This is a genomic window from Anaeromyxobacter sp. K (assembly GCF_000020805.1).
In the GTDB taxonomy this organism is placed as follows: domain Bacteria; phylum Myxococcota; class Myxococcia; order Myxococcales; family Anaeromyxobacteraceae; genus Anaeromyxobacter; species Anaeromyxobacter dehalogenans.
Map to the genome: position 1 here is coordinate 3010001 of NC_011145.1, position 16130 is coordinate 3026130.

At 75.5% G+C, this 16130-nt stretch carries 14 protein-coding genes; all 14 read right to left on the bottom strand.

The annotated features are described in order from the left end of the window. Positions 1–107: 107 nt before the first annotated feature. On the bottom strand, positions 108–785 hold the full coding sequence (gmk, locus tag ANAEK_RS13550; protein WP_012526697.1) for a guanylate kinase: 678 nt from the start codon (positions 783–785) through the stop codon (positions 108–110). Then, positions 775–1650 carry a YicC/YloC family endoribonuclease gene (locus ANAEK_RS13555; protein ID WP_012526698.1) on the bottom strand — a complete coding sequence of 292 codons (876 nt, stop codon included), beginning with the start codon at positions 1648–1650 and terminating at the stop codon, positions 775–777. Before ANAEK_RS13555 ends, gmk begins: the two co-directional genes overlap by 11 nt. Positions 1651–1741: 91 nt before the next feature. Then, complete coding sequence (locus tag ANAEK_RS22795; RefSeq protein WP_012526699.1) at positions 1742–1912, bottom strand: Trm112 family protein; 171 nt, start codon at positions 1910–1912, stop codon at positions 1742–1744. 21 nt (positions 1913–1933) lie between these two features. Further along, complete coding sequence (locus ANAEK_RS13560; RefSeq protein WP_012526700.1) at positions 1934–3064, bottom strand: glycosyltransferase family 4 protein; 1131 nt, start codon at positions 3062–3064, stop codon at positions 1934–1936. Positions 3065–3093: 29 nt separating this feature from the next. Next, positions 3094–3585, bottom strand: coding sequence for an adenylyltransferase/cytidyltransferase family protein (locus tag ANAEK_RS13565; protein ID WP_012526701.1), 492 nt, complete (start codon positions 3583–3585; stop codon positions 3094–3096). Continuing rightward, positions 3582–4592 (bottom strand): bifunctional heptose 7-phosphate kinase/heptose 1-phosphate adenyltransferase, encoded by a 1011-nt coding sequence (locus ANAEK_RS13570; protein WP_012526702.1) that lies wholly within the window; start codon positions 4590–4592, stop codon positions 3582–3584. Before ANAEK_RS13570 ends, ANAEK_RS13565 begins: the two co-directional genes overlap by 4 nt. Before the next feature lie 114 nt (positions 4593–4706). After that, a complete protein-coding gene (locus ANAEK_RS13575; RefSeq protein WP_012526703.1) occupies positions 4707–5594 on the bottom strand; it encodes a lysophospholipid acyltransferase family protein in 888 nt (295 codons plus the stop codon). Positions 5595–5596: 2 nt separating this feature from the next. After that, positions 5597–6733, bottom strand: coding sequence for a tetraacyldisaccharide 4'-kinase (lpxK, locus tag ANAEK_RS13580; protein WP_012526704.1), 1137 nt, complete (start codon positions 6731–6733; stop codon positions 5597–5599). Further along, complete coding sequence (locus tag ANAEK_RS13585) at positions 6730–7728, bottom strand: glycosyltransferase family 9 protein (RefSeq protein ID WP_012526705.1); 999 nt, start codon at positions 7726–7728, stop codon at positions 6730–6732. Before ANAEK_RS13585 ends, lpxK begins: the two co-directional genes overlap by 4 nt. Continuing rightward, positions 7725–9014 (bottom strand): 3-deoxy-D-manno-octulosonic acid transferase, encoded by a 1290-nt coding sequence (locus ANAEK_RS13590; protein WP_012526706.1) that lies wholly within the window; start codon positions 9012–9014, stop codon positions 7725–7727. Before ANAEK_RS13590 ends, ANAEK_RS13585 begins: the two co-directional genes overlap by 4 nt. Positions 9015–9027: 13 nt before the next feature. Then, entirely contained in the window at positions 9028–10137 is a 1110-nt protein-coding gene (locus ANAEK_RS13595; protein WP_012526707.1) for a phosphoesterase, read from the bottom strand. 3 nt (positions 10138–10140) lie between these two features. Then, positions 10141–11976, bottom strand: a complete 1836-nt coding sequence (locus ANAEK_RS13600) for an ABC transporter ATP-binding protein (protein ID WP_012526708.1) — start codon at positions 11974–11976, stop codon at positions 10141–10143. Between the two features lie 67 nt (positions 11977–12043). Then, complete coding sequence (locus ANAEK_RS13605) at positions 12044–14125, bottom strand: translation factor GTPase family protein (protein ID WP_012526709.1); 2082 nt, start codon at positions 14123–14125, stop codon at positions 12044–12046. 237 nt (positions 14126–14362) lie between these two features. Continuing rightward, positions 14363–16069, bottom strand: coding sequence for an AMP-binding protein (locus tag ANAEK_RS13610; RefSeq protein WP_012526710.1), 1707 nt, complete (start codon positions 16067–16069; stop codon positions 14363–14365). Positions 16070–16130 lie beyond the last annotated feature (61 nt).

Sequence of the window (16130 nt, forward strand, 5' to 3'; positions counted from 1 at the left end):
AGCCACTTCCCGGCCCCTCGTCCGACGGGGCGCGACTTCTACCCTCGCCCCCGGCGCCCGTCAACCGGAATCCGCCGCCCGCCGATGGCCGAGCGGATCGTCGCCCGCTAGGACGCCCAGCCGCCGAGCGGCGCGGCGCTGCGGCGGCAGGCCTCTGCCACCCGCGCGGCCTCCGGATCCCACCGCCCGGCGTGGCGCAGCCGCTCGTGCCGCACGATCGCCTGGAGCTGCGCGAGGGCGCCCTCCAGCACGTCGTTCACCACCACGTAGTCGTACGAGCCGAGGCCGCGCGCGACCTCGGCGCGCGCCGCCACCAGGCGCCGGCGGATCGTCTCGTCGCTGTCGGTGTCGCGCCCGCGCAGCCGTCGCTCCAGCTCCGCCTCGTCCGGCGGCAGCACGAGCACGGTGGCGGCCTGCTGCGGCCACGCCGCCTTGATCTGCGCCCCGCCCTGCACGTCGATGTCGAACAGCGCGAGCTTCCCGGCGGCGAGCGCCTGCTCCACCGTGGCGCGCAGCGTCCCGTAGCGCTGGCCGTGCACCTCGGCCCACTCCGCGAACGCGCCCTGCGCCACCAGCTCGGCGAACCGCTCCGCGGTGACGAAGTGGTAGTCCACGCCCTCGCGCTCGGCGCCGCGCGGCGCGCGGGTGGTGGCCGAGATCGAGAACACGGCGTCGGGCGAGGCGTCCCGCAGCCGGTGCGCGAGCGTGGTCTTCCCCGCCCCCGACGGCGCCGAGAGCACCAGCAGCAGCCCCGGGAGCCGCTCGTGCGCGGCGTCACTCGACATTCTGCACCTGCTCGCGCATGCGCTCGATCTCCGCCTTGAGCGCCACCACGATGCCGGCCACCTCGGCGCTCTGCGACTTCGAGCCGATGGTGTTCGTCTCGCGGTGCATCTCCTGGACGAGGAAGTCGAGCTTGCGGCCGGCCGGCTCCGCCGAGGCGAGCAGCGCGCGCACCTGGGCGAGGTGGCTGTGCAGCCGCGTGATCTCCTCGGCGACGTCGGTCCGGTCGGCGAACAGCGCCACCTCCTGCGCCAGCCGCCCCGGGTCGAGCGCGATCCCCTGCGTCAGCTCGGCGATCCGCTCCTGCAGGCGGGTCCGGTACTGCTCCACCACGCGCGGCGACAGCTCGGCCACGCGCGCCACCATCTGCTCGACCGCGTCGAGCCGGGCGCCGAGGTCGCGCGCCAGCGCGGCGCCCTCGCGCGCGCGCATCTCCACCAGCGCGTCGAGCGCGTGGGCGAGCGCCGCCCGCGCCGCCGTGCCCCCCGCGGCGGCGTCCACGGTGCGCTCCTCCAGCCGGACCACGCCGTCCGCCGCCAGCACGTCCGCGAGCGTGATCGCGCCCGGGAGCCCGAGGCGCGCCTGGATCTCCCCGAACGCCCGCGCGTACGACTCGGCCAGCGCCACGTCCACGCGCGGCGCCAGGCCGCCGCCGGCCGTGGCGCGCCGGACCGCGACCTCCACGCCGCCGCGCGCCAGCCGCTCCTTCACGGCCTTCGCGATCTCGTGTTCGAGCGCGGCGAGCTCGCGGGGGAGGCGGACCTTCACCTCGCAGTACTTGTGGTTGACGGAGCGGACCTCGACGTCCACCTCCTCGCCCGAGGCGGCGCCGTGGCCGGCCCCGAACCCCGTCATGCTGCGGATCATCGGCGACTCCCGGGGGTTGGACGCATCGGCTCCGGACCGTAGTCCCGGGCCCGGGGAGCGTCAAGGCGGGCGCGGCGGAGCCGCCCGCGGCTCACGGGAGCGGGCGCGCCTCGTCGAGGAGCATCACCGGGATGTCGTCCTCGATGCGGAACGCGAGCCGGCAGCGGTTGCAGCGGATCTCGTGATCCGCCTCGCGGAACTCCAGCTCTCCCTTGCACCTCGGGCAGGCCAGGATGTCCTTCAGCTCGGGCGACAGCGCCATGCGTGTTCCTCCGCGCGGAGCTTAGTCCGCGCCGCGGGCCGGCGGCAAGGCGAGCACCTGCGCGAGGAACCGCTCCGCCGCCTCGCCGCGCGCCGCCTCCGTGAACAGCGCCGCCATCCGCTCGCGCGCGGCCGCGCCGAGCGCCCGGGCCCGCGCGGGCGCGCCGAGCAGCTCGATCAGCGCAGCGCCGAGCGCGGGGACGTCGCCCTCGGCCGCGAGCAGCCCGGTGGTGCCGTCCACGATCGCCTCGGCGGGCGCGCCGAAGCGGTAGGCGACGCCGGGCCGCCCCGCCGCCATGCCCTCCAGGAGCGCGCGGCAGGTCCCGTCGTTGCCCTCCGCCAGCAGCACGTTCGCGTCGAACGTCCGGTACGCCGCCGCCAGCTCCGGACCGGTGCGATACCCCGCGAACACGACCTGGCGCTGCAGCCCGCGGTGCGCCACGCGCACCCGGATCGCCTCCTCGCCCTCCCCGCGGCCCACGATCACCAGGCGCGCCTCGGGCAGCCGGTCGGCCACGAGCCGGAACGCGTCCACCAGGTCCTCGTGGCGGCGCCCCGGCTTGATGCGCGAGACGATGCCGGCCACCGGCGCGCCGGGCTCGATCCCGAGCCCCGCGCGCAGGTCCGGCCCGTCGGGCCGGAACGCGTCCGCGTCCACCGCGCCCCGCGTCGCGAGCACCCGCTCCTCGGGCACGCCGAACCGCTCCACCAGCGCGCGCGCGTGCGCCTCGCACACGGCGATCAGCCCGTCGGTGGCCCGGTGCACCAGCCGCTGGAGCGGGTTGGTGCGGAGCGACCGGGACGAGTGGATCGTGCGCACCACCCGGTGCGCGCCGCGGCGGCGCAGCGCCAGGAGCGCGAGCGTGTGATCGTGCGAGAAGTTCGCGTGCAGCACGTCGAGGTCGCGCGCCGCGGCGGCCAGGTGGCGCACGTCGCGCAGGTACGCGAGCGGCCCGGCCTTGGTGGAGAGCGCCAGGTCCTCCCGCGGCGGGAACCCGCGCGCGCGGAGCGCCTCCCGGAGGTTGCCCTCCCGCAGCGCGTCCACCGCCACCTCCACGTGGTGCCCGCGGGCGCGCAGCTCGCGCGCGACCGAGGCCATGGGCTCGGCGGGGCCGGTCCACCACGCGGACGAGAGCAGCTCCAGCACGCGCATGGGGGCTCCGCTCCCGCGCACCGCCGCGCTCATCCCTTCCGCGTGGCGTCGAGCTTCGCGATGAGCTCGGTGGTGGAGTGGTCCTTCGGATCGCCGGCCACCGCCACCCGGCCGCCGTAGGCGCGCACCTCGGCGGCCTCCGGGATGGTGTCGGGCGTGTAGTCGGTCCCCTTCACCTGCACGTCCGGCCGCAGGGCCCGGATCACCGGGACCACGTCCTTCGAGTCGAACAGCACCACGTGGTCCACGCACTCGAGCGCCGCCACGATCTCGGCCCGCTCGGCCTCGGGCACCACCGGGCGGCCGTCGCCCTTGATCGCGCGGGTGGACGCGTCGGAGTTCACCGCCACCACCAGCAGGTCGGCCTCGGCCCGGGCGCCCTCCAGGTAGCGGAGGTGGCCGACGTGGAACAGGTCGAACACGCCGTTCGCGAGCGCCACCGTGCGCCCGGCGGCGGTGGCGCGGGCGCGCACCGCGGCGAGGTCCTCGAGCGCGACGCGCTTGCGGGCGAGGCGGCTCACGGCCGGAGCAGCTCCGCCGCGAGCTCCTCGCGCGAGACGGTGGCGGTGCCCGCCTTCTGCACCACCAGCGAGCCGGCCACGTTCGCGAGCCGGGCCGCCGCGACCGGATCGCCCCCGGCGGCGAGGCCGGCGCTGAACGTGGCCGCCACCGTGTCCCCGGCGCCGGTCACGTCCACCGCGTCCTGGCTGCCGTGCGCCGGCACGTGGACCGGCGGGGCGCCGCGGCGAAACACCGACATCCCGTTCCGCCCGCGCGTCACCAGCAGCACGTCGCAGTCCACGCGCTTCAGCAGCGTCCGCGCGGCCTTCTCCAGGCCGCCGGGCTGCGCCAGCGACACGCCCGAGGCGGTCTCGAGCTCGACCTCGTTCGGCTTCACCATGGTGAGGCCGGTGAACGCGCGCAGGCTGTACCGGGAGTCCACGCACACCGGCACGCCGCCGCGCTTCAGCAGGCGGAGCGCCTCGATGGCGGCCGGGCCCAGCGCGCCCGAGCCGTAGTCGCTCGCCAGCACGGTCCCGGCGCGGCGCCCGGCCCGCTCCAGCTCCTTCACCAGCCGCCGCTCGGCGGTGGCCGGGAGCGGCGCCCGCGGCGCGCGGTCCAGGCGGATCATCTGCTGGCGCCGGGTGGAGCGCCCGCCCGCCAGGATGCGGGTCTTGGCCTCGGTCTCGCGGCCGGGCACCCGCTGGATGCCCGCCACGTCCACGCCCAGGCCGGTCAGCTCCTGGAGCAGCGCGTTGCCCAGCGCGTCGTCACCCACCACGCCGACGGCGCGGACCTTCACGCCGAGCGCGGCCAGGTTCGCGGCGGCGTTGCCCGCCCCGCCCGCCTTCAGCTCGGACGACTCGTACCGCACGATGAGCACCGGCGCCTCGCGGCTGATGCGCTCGGTCTCGCCGTACACGTACTCGTCGGCCACGAAGTCGCCGACGACGACCACCTCGCTCTCCGCGAAGCGGGGCAGGAGGCTGGCGAGCGAGGGCAGCTCGGGTTCCCTGGGGCGGCGCACGCGCGTTTCCTACCGCGCGCGGGTTTGGCCCGTCAATCGCGCACCTCGCCGCCGCGCCGCCCGCGCCGGGTGCCCGCGCGCCCTACACGCGCGCGCCGGCGGCGCGCCGATGCGTCAGGCCACCGCGCCCGCGCTCCCCGCCCCCTCGCCGTCGGGGCGCGTCTTCCACCGTCGGTGCAGCCAGTACCAGCGATCCGGGTGCGCGCGGACGTGGCGCTCCAGCCGGTCGTTCAGGTCCTGCAGGAACGCGAGCACGTCGCGGTCGCGATCGCCGGTGTCGGGCGGGTCGATGGGTCCCTCGATGACCACCTTGTGCCGGCCGTCGCCGAGCGGCACCGACACCGTGAACACCACCGCCGCCCCGGTGCGCATGGCCAGCACCGCCGGCGTGGGCGCGGTGGCGGCGGGCACGCCGAAGAAGGTGGGGAAGACGGCGCGCCGCCGCGGCTGGTTCTGGTCGATGACGTAGCCGAGCACGCGGCCCGCCTTCAGCGAGCGGGTGGCGGCCTGGAGCGTCTGGCCGCGCCGGACCACCAGGTCCTCCACCCCGGCCCGCTCGCGCGCCTTGCGCCAGGCGTCGTTGGCGCCCGACTTGCCCATGGGGCGCGTGATCATGGTGATGGGCACGCCGCGCAGGGTCATGGCGGCGGCGAGCACCTCGAAGTTGCCGAAGTGCCCGGTGCAGGCGATGACGCCCTTCCCGCGCGCGCGGGCCGCCTCGAAGCGGTCCCAGCCCTCGACCTCGAAGATCCGCTCCAGGTCCGCCGGCGCCAGCGCCGGGACCCGCAGGAACTCCGGGATCATCTGCCCCAGGTTGCGGTAGGTGGTGCGCGCGATGGCGCGCCGCTCCGCCTCGGGGCGGTCGGGGAAGGCGAGGCGCAGGTTCTCCAGCACCACGCGGCGGCGGATGCCGAGCCCCCAGACCAGCGCGCCCAGCGCGGCGCCGAGCGCCAGGATCCAGCGGTACGGGAGGCGGGCGAGGATCCAGCCGAGCAGGCGCATGATCAGGACACCGGGGCGCGCGGCGCCGGTCGGGGTTGAGGGGCGGCGGCGAGCGCCGCGTCGAGCGCGGCCTCGAGGACGTCCGCGCCGCGCAGGAGCTCCGCGTCCACCCGGACCACGCGGAGCCGGTCGGCCGCCGCCGCGGCCAGCGCGGCATCGAGGCGGACCGCGTCCTTCTCCGTGGTGACCACCCAGGCGCAGCCCGCGGCGTCGGCGTCGCGGAGGACCGCCTCGAGCTCGCCGCCGGTGAAGCGGTGGTGGTCGGGGAAGGCGCGCGCGAGCGCGACCTCGGCGCCGAGCGCCTCGAGCGTGCGCAGGAACCCGGCCGGCCGGGCGAGGCCGGACAGCGCGGCGACCCGGCGGCCCCGGAGCGCCTCCAGCGATCCCGCCTCCCGCAGGGCGCCGTCGAGCAGCGCGGTGGGCGCGTGGCGCGACTCCACCGGCGCGCGCCCGGTGGCGTCGCGGGCGAGCCGGCGGAGCGCCTCCAGCCGCTCCGGCGCGGCCCGGTCTGCGTGCGAGAGCCAGACCAGCCCGGCGCGGCGCAGCGCGGTCCGCGGCTCGCGGTTCGGCCCGCGCGGCAGGAGGTGGCCGTTGCCGAACGGGTTCGACGCGTCGAGCACCACCACGTCGAGGTCGCGCGCGAGCGCGCGGTGCTGGAAGCCGTCGTCGAGCACGAGGGCGTCGGCGCCGAGCGCCTCCACCGCGGTGCGGGCCAGCTCGGCGCGGCGCGGCCCGCACAGCACCGCCACGCCGGGCAGGCGCCGCGCGAGCAGCGCCGGCTCGTCGCCGGCCTCGGCCGCGGGCAGCAGCGCGCCCGCGCCGTCGGAGGCGACCCGGGCGTCCGCGCGCGCGGCGCCGTAGCCGCGGGAGAGGATCGCGACCCGGCGGCCGCGCCCGGCCAGGCGCGCCGCCACCGCCAGCGCCGCGGGCGTCTTGCCGGCCCCGCCCACCGCGAGGTTCCCGATGGAGACGACCGGCGCGCCCGCCCGGACGGCCGGCAGGACCCCGCGATCGTACAGCGCGCCCCGGAGCGCCGCGGCGGCGCGGAACGGCGCCTCGGCGAGCAGCAGCGGCGCGCCCGCCAGCGCCCCCAGGGGCCCCGGGCGCTCGCGCCACCAGATCGCCTCGAGCCCGCTCATCGCCGCAGCATCTCTCGCGCGCTGGCCAGCACCGCCTGCGGCGCCAGGTCGGCGAGGCAGCGGTGGTGGCCCTCGGGGCAGTAGTCGCCGCCGTGGTTCGAGCAGGGCGAGCAGGAGAGGCCGAGCGAGAGCGCGCGCCCGGGGGGCGGCGGCCCCCAGCGCGCGACCGAGGTCGGCCCGAACAGCGCCAGCACCGGCGTGCCCACCGCGGTGGCGAGGTGCACCGGGCCCGAGTCGCAGGCGATGAGGAGCTGCACGCGGGCGATCGCGGCGGCGAGCGCGTCGAGCGGCAGGAACGACAGGTCGGCCGCGACCTTCGCGCGGGTGGCGGCGCGGAACGCCGCGAACGCGTCGCGGTCGCCGGGGCCGCCGCACAGGACGATGCGCACGCCCTCGGCGTGCAGCGCGTCGGCGACCGCCGCGAACCGCTCGGCGGGCCAGCGCTTGGTGGCCCAGCGCGCGCCGGGGGCGAGCGCCACCGCCGGCGCCTCCACGCCCTGCAGCGCGTCCGCGGCGAGCGCGCGCGCCTGCGGCGAGAGCGAGATCTCGAGGGGGCCGGGGCCGCTCACGCCCAGGGCCGCGAGCGCCTCGCCGTAGAGCTGGGTCTGGTGCGCGCGGACCAGCGGCGGGTCCGAGCCGAACACGGACAGGAGCGCCCGGAGCGCGCTGCGCCGCTTGAACGCGGTGCGCAGCGGGGCCGCGGCGCGGGCCACCACCGCGCTGCGCACCTTGTTCTGGAGGTCGATGACCAGGTCGAACCGCCCGCGCAGGCGCGCCGCCAGCGGGAGCGCGGAGCTCGGGCCCTCGCGCGACAGCCGGTGCACCGCCGCCAGCCCGGGCAGCCCCTCGAGCAGCGGCGCGTACAGCGCGTCGGTCACCCACTCGATGCGGGCGCCCGGGAAGCGCGCGCGGAGCGGCTCCAGCACGCTGGTGGCGAGCACCACGTCGCCCATCGCGCTGTAGCGGATGACGAGGATGCTGGAGGGATCGCTCACGCTGCGGCCACCTTCCCGCGCGGCAGGATGGACAGCATGTGGTCCACGTTGCGCGCGCTCGCGCCGCGGATGGCGCCCACCGAGCGCCGCGCCAGCACGCCCAGCTCCTGGAGCTGATCGGGGCGCGAGAGCAGCTCGTCCGCGACCTTGAGCAGCTTCTCGGGCGTCGCGACCTGGATCCCTCCCCTGCCCTGGAGCACCTGGACCGAGTCCTTGAAGTTCTCCATGTGCGGTCCGAACAGCACCGGCCGTCCCTGCGCGGCCGGCTCGAGCACGTTCTGGCCGCCGCGGGTGACGAAGCTCCCGCCCACGAACACGAGCGTGGCCAGCCCGTACGCGGCCGCCAGCTCGCCGATCGTGTCGAGGACGGTGACCTGCGCGTGCCCGGCCGCCGCCCCGCCGCTGCGCAGGCGCACCGAGAGCCCCGCCTCGGCGGCGAGCGCCATGATGCGCCCGGACCGCTCCACGTAGCGCGGCGCGACGACGAGCTGCAGCTTCGGGTGGCGCGCCAGCAGCTTGCGGTACGCCCCCAGGATCAGCTCCTCCTCGCCCTCGTGCGTGGAGCCGGCCATGAGCACCGGCGCGCCCGCCTGAAGCCCCATCTCCGCGCGCAGCGCCTCGGCCTTGCCGCCCTCGGCCGCGTCCAGCACCAGCGCGTCGAACTTGGTGTTGCCCGTCACCCAGACCCGGTCCGGCGCCGCGCCGAGCGCGAGCACGCGCTCGGCCTCCTCGTCGGAGCGCATCAGGAAGCAGTCCACGCGGCGGAGCGGGTTGCCGATGGCGAGGAACAGCGCGCGGTAGCGCGAGAGGTTCTCCGGGTTGAAGCGGCCGTTGGTGAGCGCGATGCGCACGCCCGCCTTGTGGGCGGAGCGGATCAGGTTCGGCCAGATCTCCGTGTACTCGAGCACGAGCAGGTCCGGCTCGAGCGCCCGCACCGCCCGCCGGGTGGCGCCGGGGAGGTCGTACGGTGCGTACACCACCACGTCCGCCACCCCTCCCAGCTTCTTGCGGGCCATGGCGAGCCCGCTGTTCGTCATGGTGCTGACGATGACGCAGCAGCCGGGCATGCGGGCCTTCAGCTCCGCCATCATGGGCTGGAGCGAGAGCAGGTCCCCGGCGCTGGCCCCGTGCAGCCAGATGCGCGGGCTGCCGCGGCCCCGGTCCAGCGAGCGCCCGTACAGCCCGAGCCGCTGGGCGATCCCGTGGCGCAGCTTGGGGTGCGTGAGCAGGAACGGCAGCCCGATCACGAACAGCAGGTAGGTGGCGATGGCGTAGACGAGGTGCACGGCTGGCCGCTTCTTACTCGATGCGGACCGGGTTCGTGAAGATCCAGCGACGCCCTTCGAGCGCGACCTCGGCGCGGTAGTCGCCCGGCGGGCACCGTCCGCCGCAGCGGAACGTGCCGCCGGCGCTCCCGTCGCGCGCGGCCTCGAAGCGCCCGGTCGGCGCCCCGTCGTGGAGGAGGGTGTACGTCCGGGTCCCCGCGACGGCGGCGTGGAGCGACATCGACAGCGCGCCCTCCGCCGTGGGGGTCAGGCGCACGCCGGCGGCCGGCGCGAGGCCGTCGAGCACGCACGTGGCCCGGCCGTCCAGGAGGGCGGCGCAGACCGCGGCCGCGTCGCGCGCGGCGTCGCCGCCCAGGGTCACCGGCACGTGCATGGAGAACGCGCCGAACGCCGCCGCGTACCCGGGGTAGCCGTGCGCGTCGGCGGAGCAGAGCAGCACGTGCGCCGGCGCGCGGCCGCCGGCCGCCCGGGCGCCGCGCAGCTCGACGTCGAGCCGGGCCAGCTCGTCGGCGGGGTCGTCCTGGAGCTCGAGCACCGCGCGCGGCGGGTCCCAGGGCAGCACCGCCAGCGCCGCGAGCACGCGCCGCAGGTCGCGGTCCGCCAGCGCCCGGTACCAGGCGGTGTCGTTCGAGACCACCTCCAGCCCGCGCCACGGCCCGCCGCCCCAGCCGGTGAACGCGCGCCGCGGGTGGAGCGGGTGCGCGATCACGGCCTGGCCGCCCAGCGCGCGGATGGCGGCGAGCGCGTCGCCGTCGCGCTCGGCGCGGGTGAGGGCGCGCGAGACGCCCAGCGCCACCACGTGCCCCTGGCGCGTCGACGCCTCGGTGGCGGGGACGAGCAGGACGCCGTCCTGGTAGCGGGGCTCGGGCGGCGCCAGCACGTCGTGGTCCGAGATCACCACGAAGCGCAGCCCGGCGGCCCGCGCCGCGCGGGCCACCTCGTCGAGCGTCCCGCGCCCGTCGCTCGCGGTGGTGTGCACGTGCCAGGCGCCGCGCGCCTCGGCCGCGGCCAGCGCCGGGCTGGCCTGCGCCTCCCGCAGCCCGCGGCGCTGCCAGGCCACCGCGCCGAACGCGAGGTAGCCGACCACCGCCGCGGCCAGCGCGAGCGCGAGGAGGCGCCGCATCGGCTACACCGCGCCGGCGCGCGCCCCCTGCCGCTCCGCGCCCTCGGCGATGCGGTGGAGCCGCGCGTACTCGCCGCCGCGCGCGACCAGAGTGGCGTGATCGCCGGCCTCCACCACCCTGCCGCCGGAGATCACCACGATCCGGTCGGCGTTGCGGATGGTCGAGAGCCGGTGGGCGATCACCAGCGTGGTGCGGCGGCTCGCGCCGTCGATGGCCATGAGCGAGTCGAGCGCACGCTGCACCTCGCGCTCGCTCTCCGCGTCGAGCGCGCTGGTGGCCTCGTCGAGGATGAGGATGGGCGCGTCCTTCAGGAACGCGCGCGCGATCGCGATCCGCTGGCGCTGGCCGCCGGACAGCAGCACGCCGCGCTCGCCCACCACCGTGTCGTACCCCTCCGGCAGCGCGCGGATGAAGTCGTGCGCCTGCGCCAGGCGGGCCGCCTGCTCCACGTCGGCCTGCGACACCTCGGGCCGGCCGTAGGCGATGTTCGCGCGGATGCTGTCGTTGAACAGCACCGTCTCCTGCGTCACCAGCGCGAGCTGCGCCCGCAGGCTCGCGAGCGTGAGGTCGCGCAGGTCCACGCCGTCCACCGTGATCCGCCCGCCGGTCGGGTCCCAGAACCGCGGCAGCAGGTTCGCGACCGTGGTCTTCCCGCCGCCGGACGCGCCCACCAGCGCCACCACCTCGCCCTTGCGGACCTCGAGCGAGAAGCCGGTCAGCACCGGCCGCTCGCCGTAGGAGAAGGAGACGTCCTCGTAGCGGATGGCCTCGCGGAACGGGGCCAGCGTGGCGCGGCCCGCGTCGGGGACCGCGCTGGGCGTGTCGAGGATCTCGAAGATGCGGTCGCCGGCCGCGGCCCCCTGCATCGCGATCTGCCCCATGCGCCCGAGCTGCTTCACCGGCGTGTAGAGCAGCAGCACCGCCGCCACGAACGAGAAGAACTTGGCCGCCTCGAGCTCGCCCGCCAGGATCCGGCCGCCCACCCACCAGATGGCCGCGGCCAGGCCGGCCGCGCCCATGATCTCCATGAGCGGCGAGGAGAACGCGCGGACGAGGTAGCTGCGCCGGAGGATGCGCACCAGCTTCGCGTTCGCGTCGGCGAAGCGCCGGGACTCCCACCGCTCCATCCCGTACGCCTGCACCACCCGCATCCCGCTCACCGCCTCCTGCACCATCTCGGAGAGCTCGCCGCCGGTCTTCTGCGCGTGGCCGGTGACCCGCTTCAGCCGCTTCGCCAGCCGGACCACCGGGAACAGCGTGGCCGGCACCGCGCCGAACGCGATGAGCGACATGCGCCAGTCGAGCACGAAGCAGTTCACCAGCATCACCACCACGGTGAGCCCGTCGCGCACGTAGCTGGGCACCGCGTTCGACACCGCCACGTCCACCGCCAGCACGTCGGCGGAGAAGCGCTGCAGGATGTCGCCGGAGTGGCGCCGCGTGTAGAAGCCGGGGGAGAGCTTCAGCAGGTGATCGAACAGCGCCTTGCGGATGTCGGCGATGACCCGCTGGCCGACCATGCCGATGAGGTAGAACTGGCCGAAGTAGGCGAAGCCCTTCACCACCGAGACCGCCACGATGACCAGGGGCAGCGCCGCCAGGATGGAGGCGCGGTCGGCGCCGGCCAGCAGGCCCGCGAGGTCCACCGAGTCGGGGAGGAACTTGCCCAGCGTGGCCACCGCGCCCGTGTCCCCGGTGAACAGGAACTGGAGCGCGGGGCCCAGCAGGTTGACGTAGATCGCGGTGGTGATGGACAGCACCGCCATGCAGGCGATGGCTGCCACGAGCCGTCCCTTGTACGGCAGGACGAAGCGGAAGAGGCGAAGGTAGGCGCGCAAGGAGGGGCCATCCTAGTCCAGATCGCCCCCCGGCGCAGCGCCGCGGACGCCCCCGCCCGGCCGGCCGCTACTTCTCCTCCTCGACGCCCTTCACCTTCCCCTCCGCGCGCCGCTTCTCGATGATCTTCTGGGCGATGTGCGGCGGCACCGGGTCGTGGTGCGACGGCTCCATGGTGAAGTAGCCGACGCCCTGCGTGAGCGAGCGCAGGTCGGCGTCGTAGCTCATCGCCTCCGCGTGCGGGCAGGTGGCGCGGATGAGCACCCCGCGCGCCAGCGGCTCCAGGCCCTGCACCTTGGCGCGCCGGCTGTTCAGGTCGCCCATCACGGCGCCCACGTACTCCTCTGGGACCCGCACCTCGAGCTTCATGATGGGCTCGAGCAGGATGGGCCGGGCCTCCAGCACCGCCTTCTTGAACGCCATCGAGCCCGCGACCTGGAACGCCATGTCGGAGCTGTCCACGTCGTGGTAGCTGCCGAACACCAGCCGGGCCCGGAAGTCCACCACCGGGTAGCCCGCCAGCGGGCCCGACGAGAGCGCGCCGCGGATGCCCTTCTCCACAGACGGGATGAACTGGCGGGGGATGACGCCGCCCACGATCGCGTCCTCGAACTCGAAGCCCTCGCCGCGGGCCCTGGGCTGCAGCTCGACGTGCGCGTCGCCGTACTGGCCGTGGCCGCCGGTCTGCCGCTTGAACTTGCCCTGCGCCTTCGCGGCCGCGGTGATCGTCTCGAGGTAGGCCGGGCTGGGCGGGGTGAGCGTGATCTCCACGCCGTGCTTGCGCTTGGCGCGCTCCACCGTGACGTCGAGGTGCGCCTGGCCCATGCCCTGGAGGAGCATCTCGCCGGTCTCGGCCGAGCGCGTCAGCTCGAGCGACGGGTCCTCCTCGATGATCTTCTGGAGCGCCGCGGCCGCCTTGTCGTCGCCGGCCTTCGCGTGCACCGCGTACGACACCGGTCGCACGTGCTGCGCGAACGGCGGCAGCGCGAGGGGCACGTCGCGATCGCAGAGCGTGTCGCCGGTGTGCGCGTCCTTGAGCTTCACCAGCACCACGAAGTCGCCCGGCTCCGCCTCGTTCACCTCGACCGTCTGCGCTCCGTCGGTCCGGTACAGGTGGCCGATGCGCTCCTCGGTGCGCGTCCGCGGGTTCACCACGGTGGCGTCGGCCCGGAGCGTGCCGGAGAACACCCGCAGGTAGTCGATGCGCCCGGCGAAGTGGTCGATGGTGGTCTTGAACACCTGGCCCGAGAACGGCGCGTCCGGCGCGGCGCTGCGCACGGTCTCCTTGCCGGACGGGTCCTTGCCCTTCACGACCCGCGCCTCGGGCCCCGGCAGGATCCGCACGGCCAGGTCGAGCAGCTCGCGCACGCCCACGCCGGACTTCGCGCCGGCGCAGGCCACCGGCAGGAAGCGCTGCGCCGCCGCGCCCGCGGCCAGGCCGCGCAGGATCTCCTCCTCCGCGAGCGGCGCGCCGTCCAGGTACTTCCCGAGCAGCTCGTCGTCCGACTCGGCCGCCGCCTCGACCATCGCGGTGCGCAGGCGCTCCGCCTCCTCGCGCGCCTCGGCGGGGATCTCCGCCTCGGTCCACTGGCCGAAGCCCTTCCCGTCCCAGGCGTGGAGCTTCATCGAGACGAGATCGGCGAGCCCCTTGACCCGCTCCGGCCCGAACACCGGCAGCTGCAGCGGGATGGCCTTCACCTTCAGCGAGCTCTCGATGTCCTCGAGCGCCTCGTGGAAGTCGGCCTGCTCGTGGTCGAGCCGGGTGATCACCGCGAACGCGGGGCGACCGGACTCGGCCAGCACGTCGTAGGTCCGCTCGGCGCGGTTGTGCGCGCCGTCCGCCGCGGAGATGGCCAGGATGGCGCCGTCGGTGACCTGCAGCGCCCACTCCACCTCGGTGAGGAACGCGGCGAAGCCGGGGCAGTCGAGCACGTGGAACGACCGGCCGTCCTCCTCGAAGCTCTCCGGGTGGAGCGACAGCGTGAAGTTGCGCTTCTTCTCCTCGGGCTCGGCGTCCAGGCGGGCCGTCGAGCCGTCGGGCGCGGCGCGCTTCGCGTCGGCGACGCGCAGCAGCGCCTCGACGAGCGCGGTCTTCCCGGCGCCGTCGGCGCCGAGCATCGAGAAGGTGCGGATCACGCGGGGGTTCGCCATGGCGTCGGTCTCCATCAGCCCGTCGCGCCGGAGCGTGCGGGGCGTGAGGTTCGCTGCCCGGAAGCCGGCGCCTGGAGGCGCCGGCGGCGTCGGCCTAGCATGCTACGGGTCCCCCCGCCCGCGCCACGGCTTCTTTCGCAGCGCGCGGGCGCGCGCGGCCGGCCCGCCCGGACCCGCCCCGCGCGGCCGTCGCCGCCCGCCCCGCCCGCGGCCGGACGCCGCAGCGCGTGCGGCCGCTCAGCGCCCCTCGCCCGCCGCCAGCTCCGGGAAGTCCTCCTGCCAGAACTCGAGCGGGCCCCGGGGCGCCGAGGGCGCCCGCGCCTGCTCGCGGCGCCGCAGCTCGACGCGCCGGATCTTGCCCGACACCGTCTTGGGCAGCTCGGAGAACTCGAGGCGGCGGATGCGCTTGTACGGGGCCAGGCGGCGCCGCAGGAACCGGAAGATCTCGAGCGCCAGCTCGCGGTCCGGGGTGCGCCCCGGCTTCAGGATGATGAACGCCTTGGGCAGGAGCCCGCGCACCGCGTCCGGGCTCGGCACCACCGCCGCCTCGGCCACCGCGTCGTGCTCGATGAGCGCGCTCTCCAGCTCGAACGGGCTGATCCGGTAGTCCGAGCTCTTGAAGACGTCGTCGGAGCGCCCGACGTAGGTGATGTAGCCCTCCTCGTCGCGGGTGGCGACGTCGCCGGTGTGGTAGTGCCCGTGCCGGGTGACGAAGTCGTTCAGGTTCGCGTCGCCCTCGTAGCCCGCCATGAGCGAGGCCGGCCGGGCCTCGAGGTCGATGCAGATCTCGCCCTCCTCGGCCGCGGGGCGCCCCTCCTCGTCGAGCAGCGCGATCCTGTAGCCGGGGAGCGGCCGGCCCATGGAGCCGGGCTTCAGCGGCTGGCCGGGCGAGTTGCCGATCTGGCAGGTGGTCTCGGTCTGGCCGTAGCCGTCGCGGATGGTGATGCCCCAGGCCTGGCGCACCTTCTCGATGACCTCCGGGTTGAGCGGCTCGCCGGCGCTGAGCAGCTCTCGGAGCTTCACCGGGTGCTTCGCCAGGTCCTCGAGGATCAGCATGCGCCACACCGTGGGCGGCGCGCACAGGGTGGTGATCTGGTGGCGCGCCAGCACCTCCAGCGTGCGGGCGGCGCTGAACCGGGCGTAGTTGTAGACGCAGACCGTCGCGCCCGCGTTGAACGGCGCGAAGAAGCTCGACCAGGCGTGCTTCGCCCAGCCCGGGGACGAGACGTTGAGGTGCTTGTCGCCCTCGCGGAGGCCGATCCAGTACATCGTGGAGAGGTGGCCGACCGGGTAGCTCTTGTGCGTGTGCACCACCAGCTTCGGCTTCGCGGTGGTGCCGCTCGTGAAGTAGAGCAGCACCGGGTCGGAGGCCAGCGTCTCGCCGTGGGGCAGGAAGAACGAGCCCTCGTCGTAGGCGTCCTCGTACTGCATCCAGCCCGGCACCGCCTCGCCCACCACGTGCCGCGTGAAGGTCCCGTTCACCACCCGGAACTTCTCGGTGCCGGCCGCGTCGGTGATGACGTGCCCCACCCGCCCCCGCTCGATGCGGTCCTGGACGTCCTCGGGCGTGAGCAGCGACGTGGCGGGGATGACGCACGCCCCCAGCTTCATCGAGGCGAGCATCACCTCCCAGATCTGCACGCAGTTCGGCAGCATCATCAGCACGCGGTGCCCGCGCTCCACGCCGTGGCGGCGCAGGTAGGTCGCCACGCGGTTGGAGCGCTCGGCCAGCTCGACGTAGGACAGCCGCAGCTCGGCGCCGTAGTCCTCGATGATGTGCAGCGCGGTGCGGCCGTTGCCGTCCGCGATCATGTCGAACCAGTCCAGCGCCCAGTTGAACCGGTCGAGCACCGGCCAGCGGAACTCGCGGTACGCGGTCTCGTAATCCTCGCGGTGGGTGACCAGGAAGTCGCGGGCGCGGCGAAAGACGTCGGTCGACGACATGCGGGCTCCTCGCTGTGGGGTCGATCGAGTGTGCCAGCGACCCGCGAGGTGCGCGCGAGGG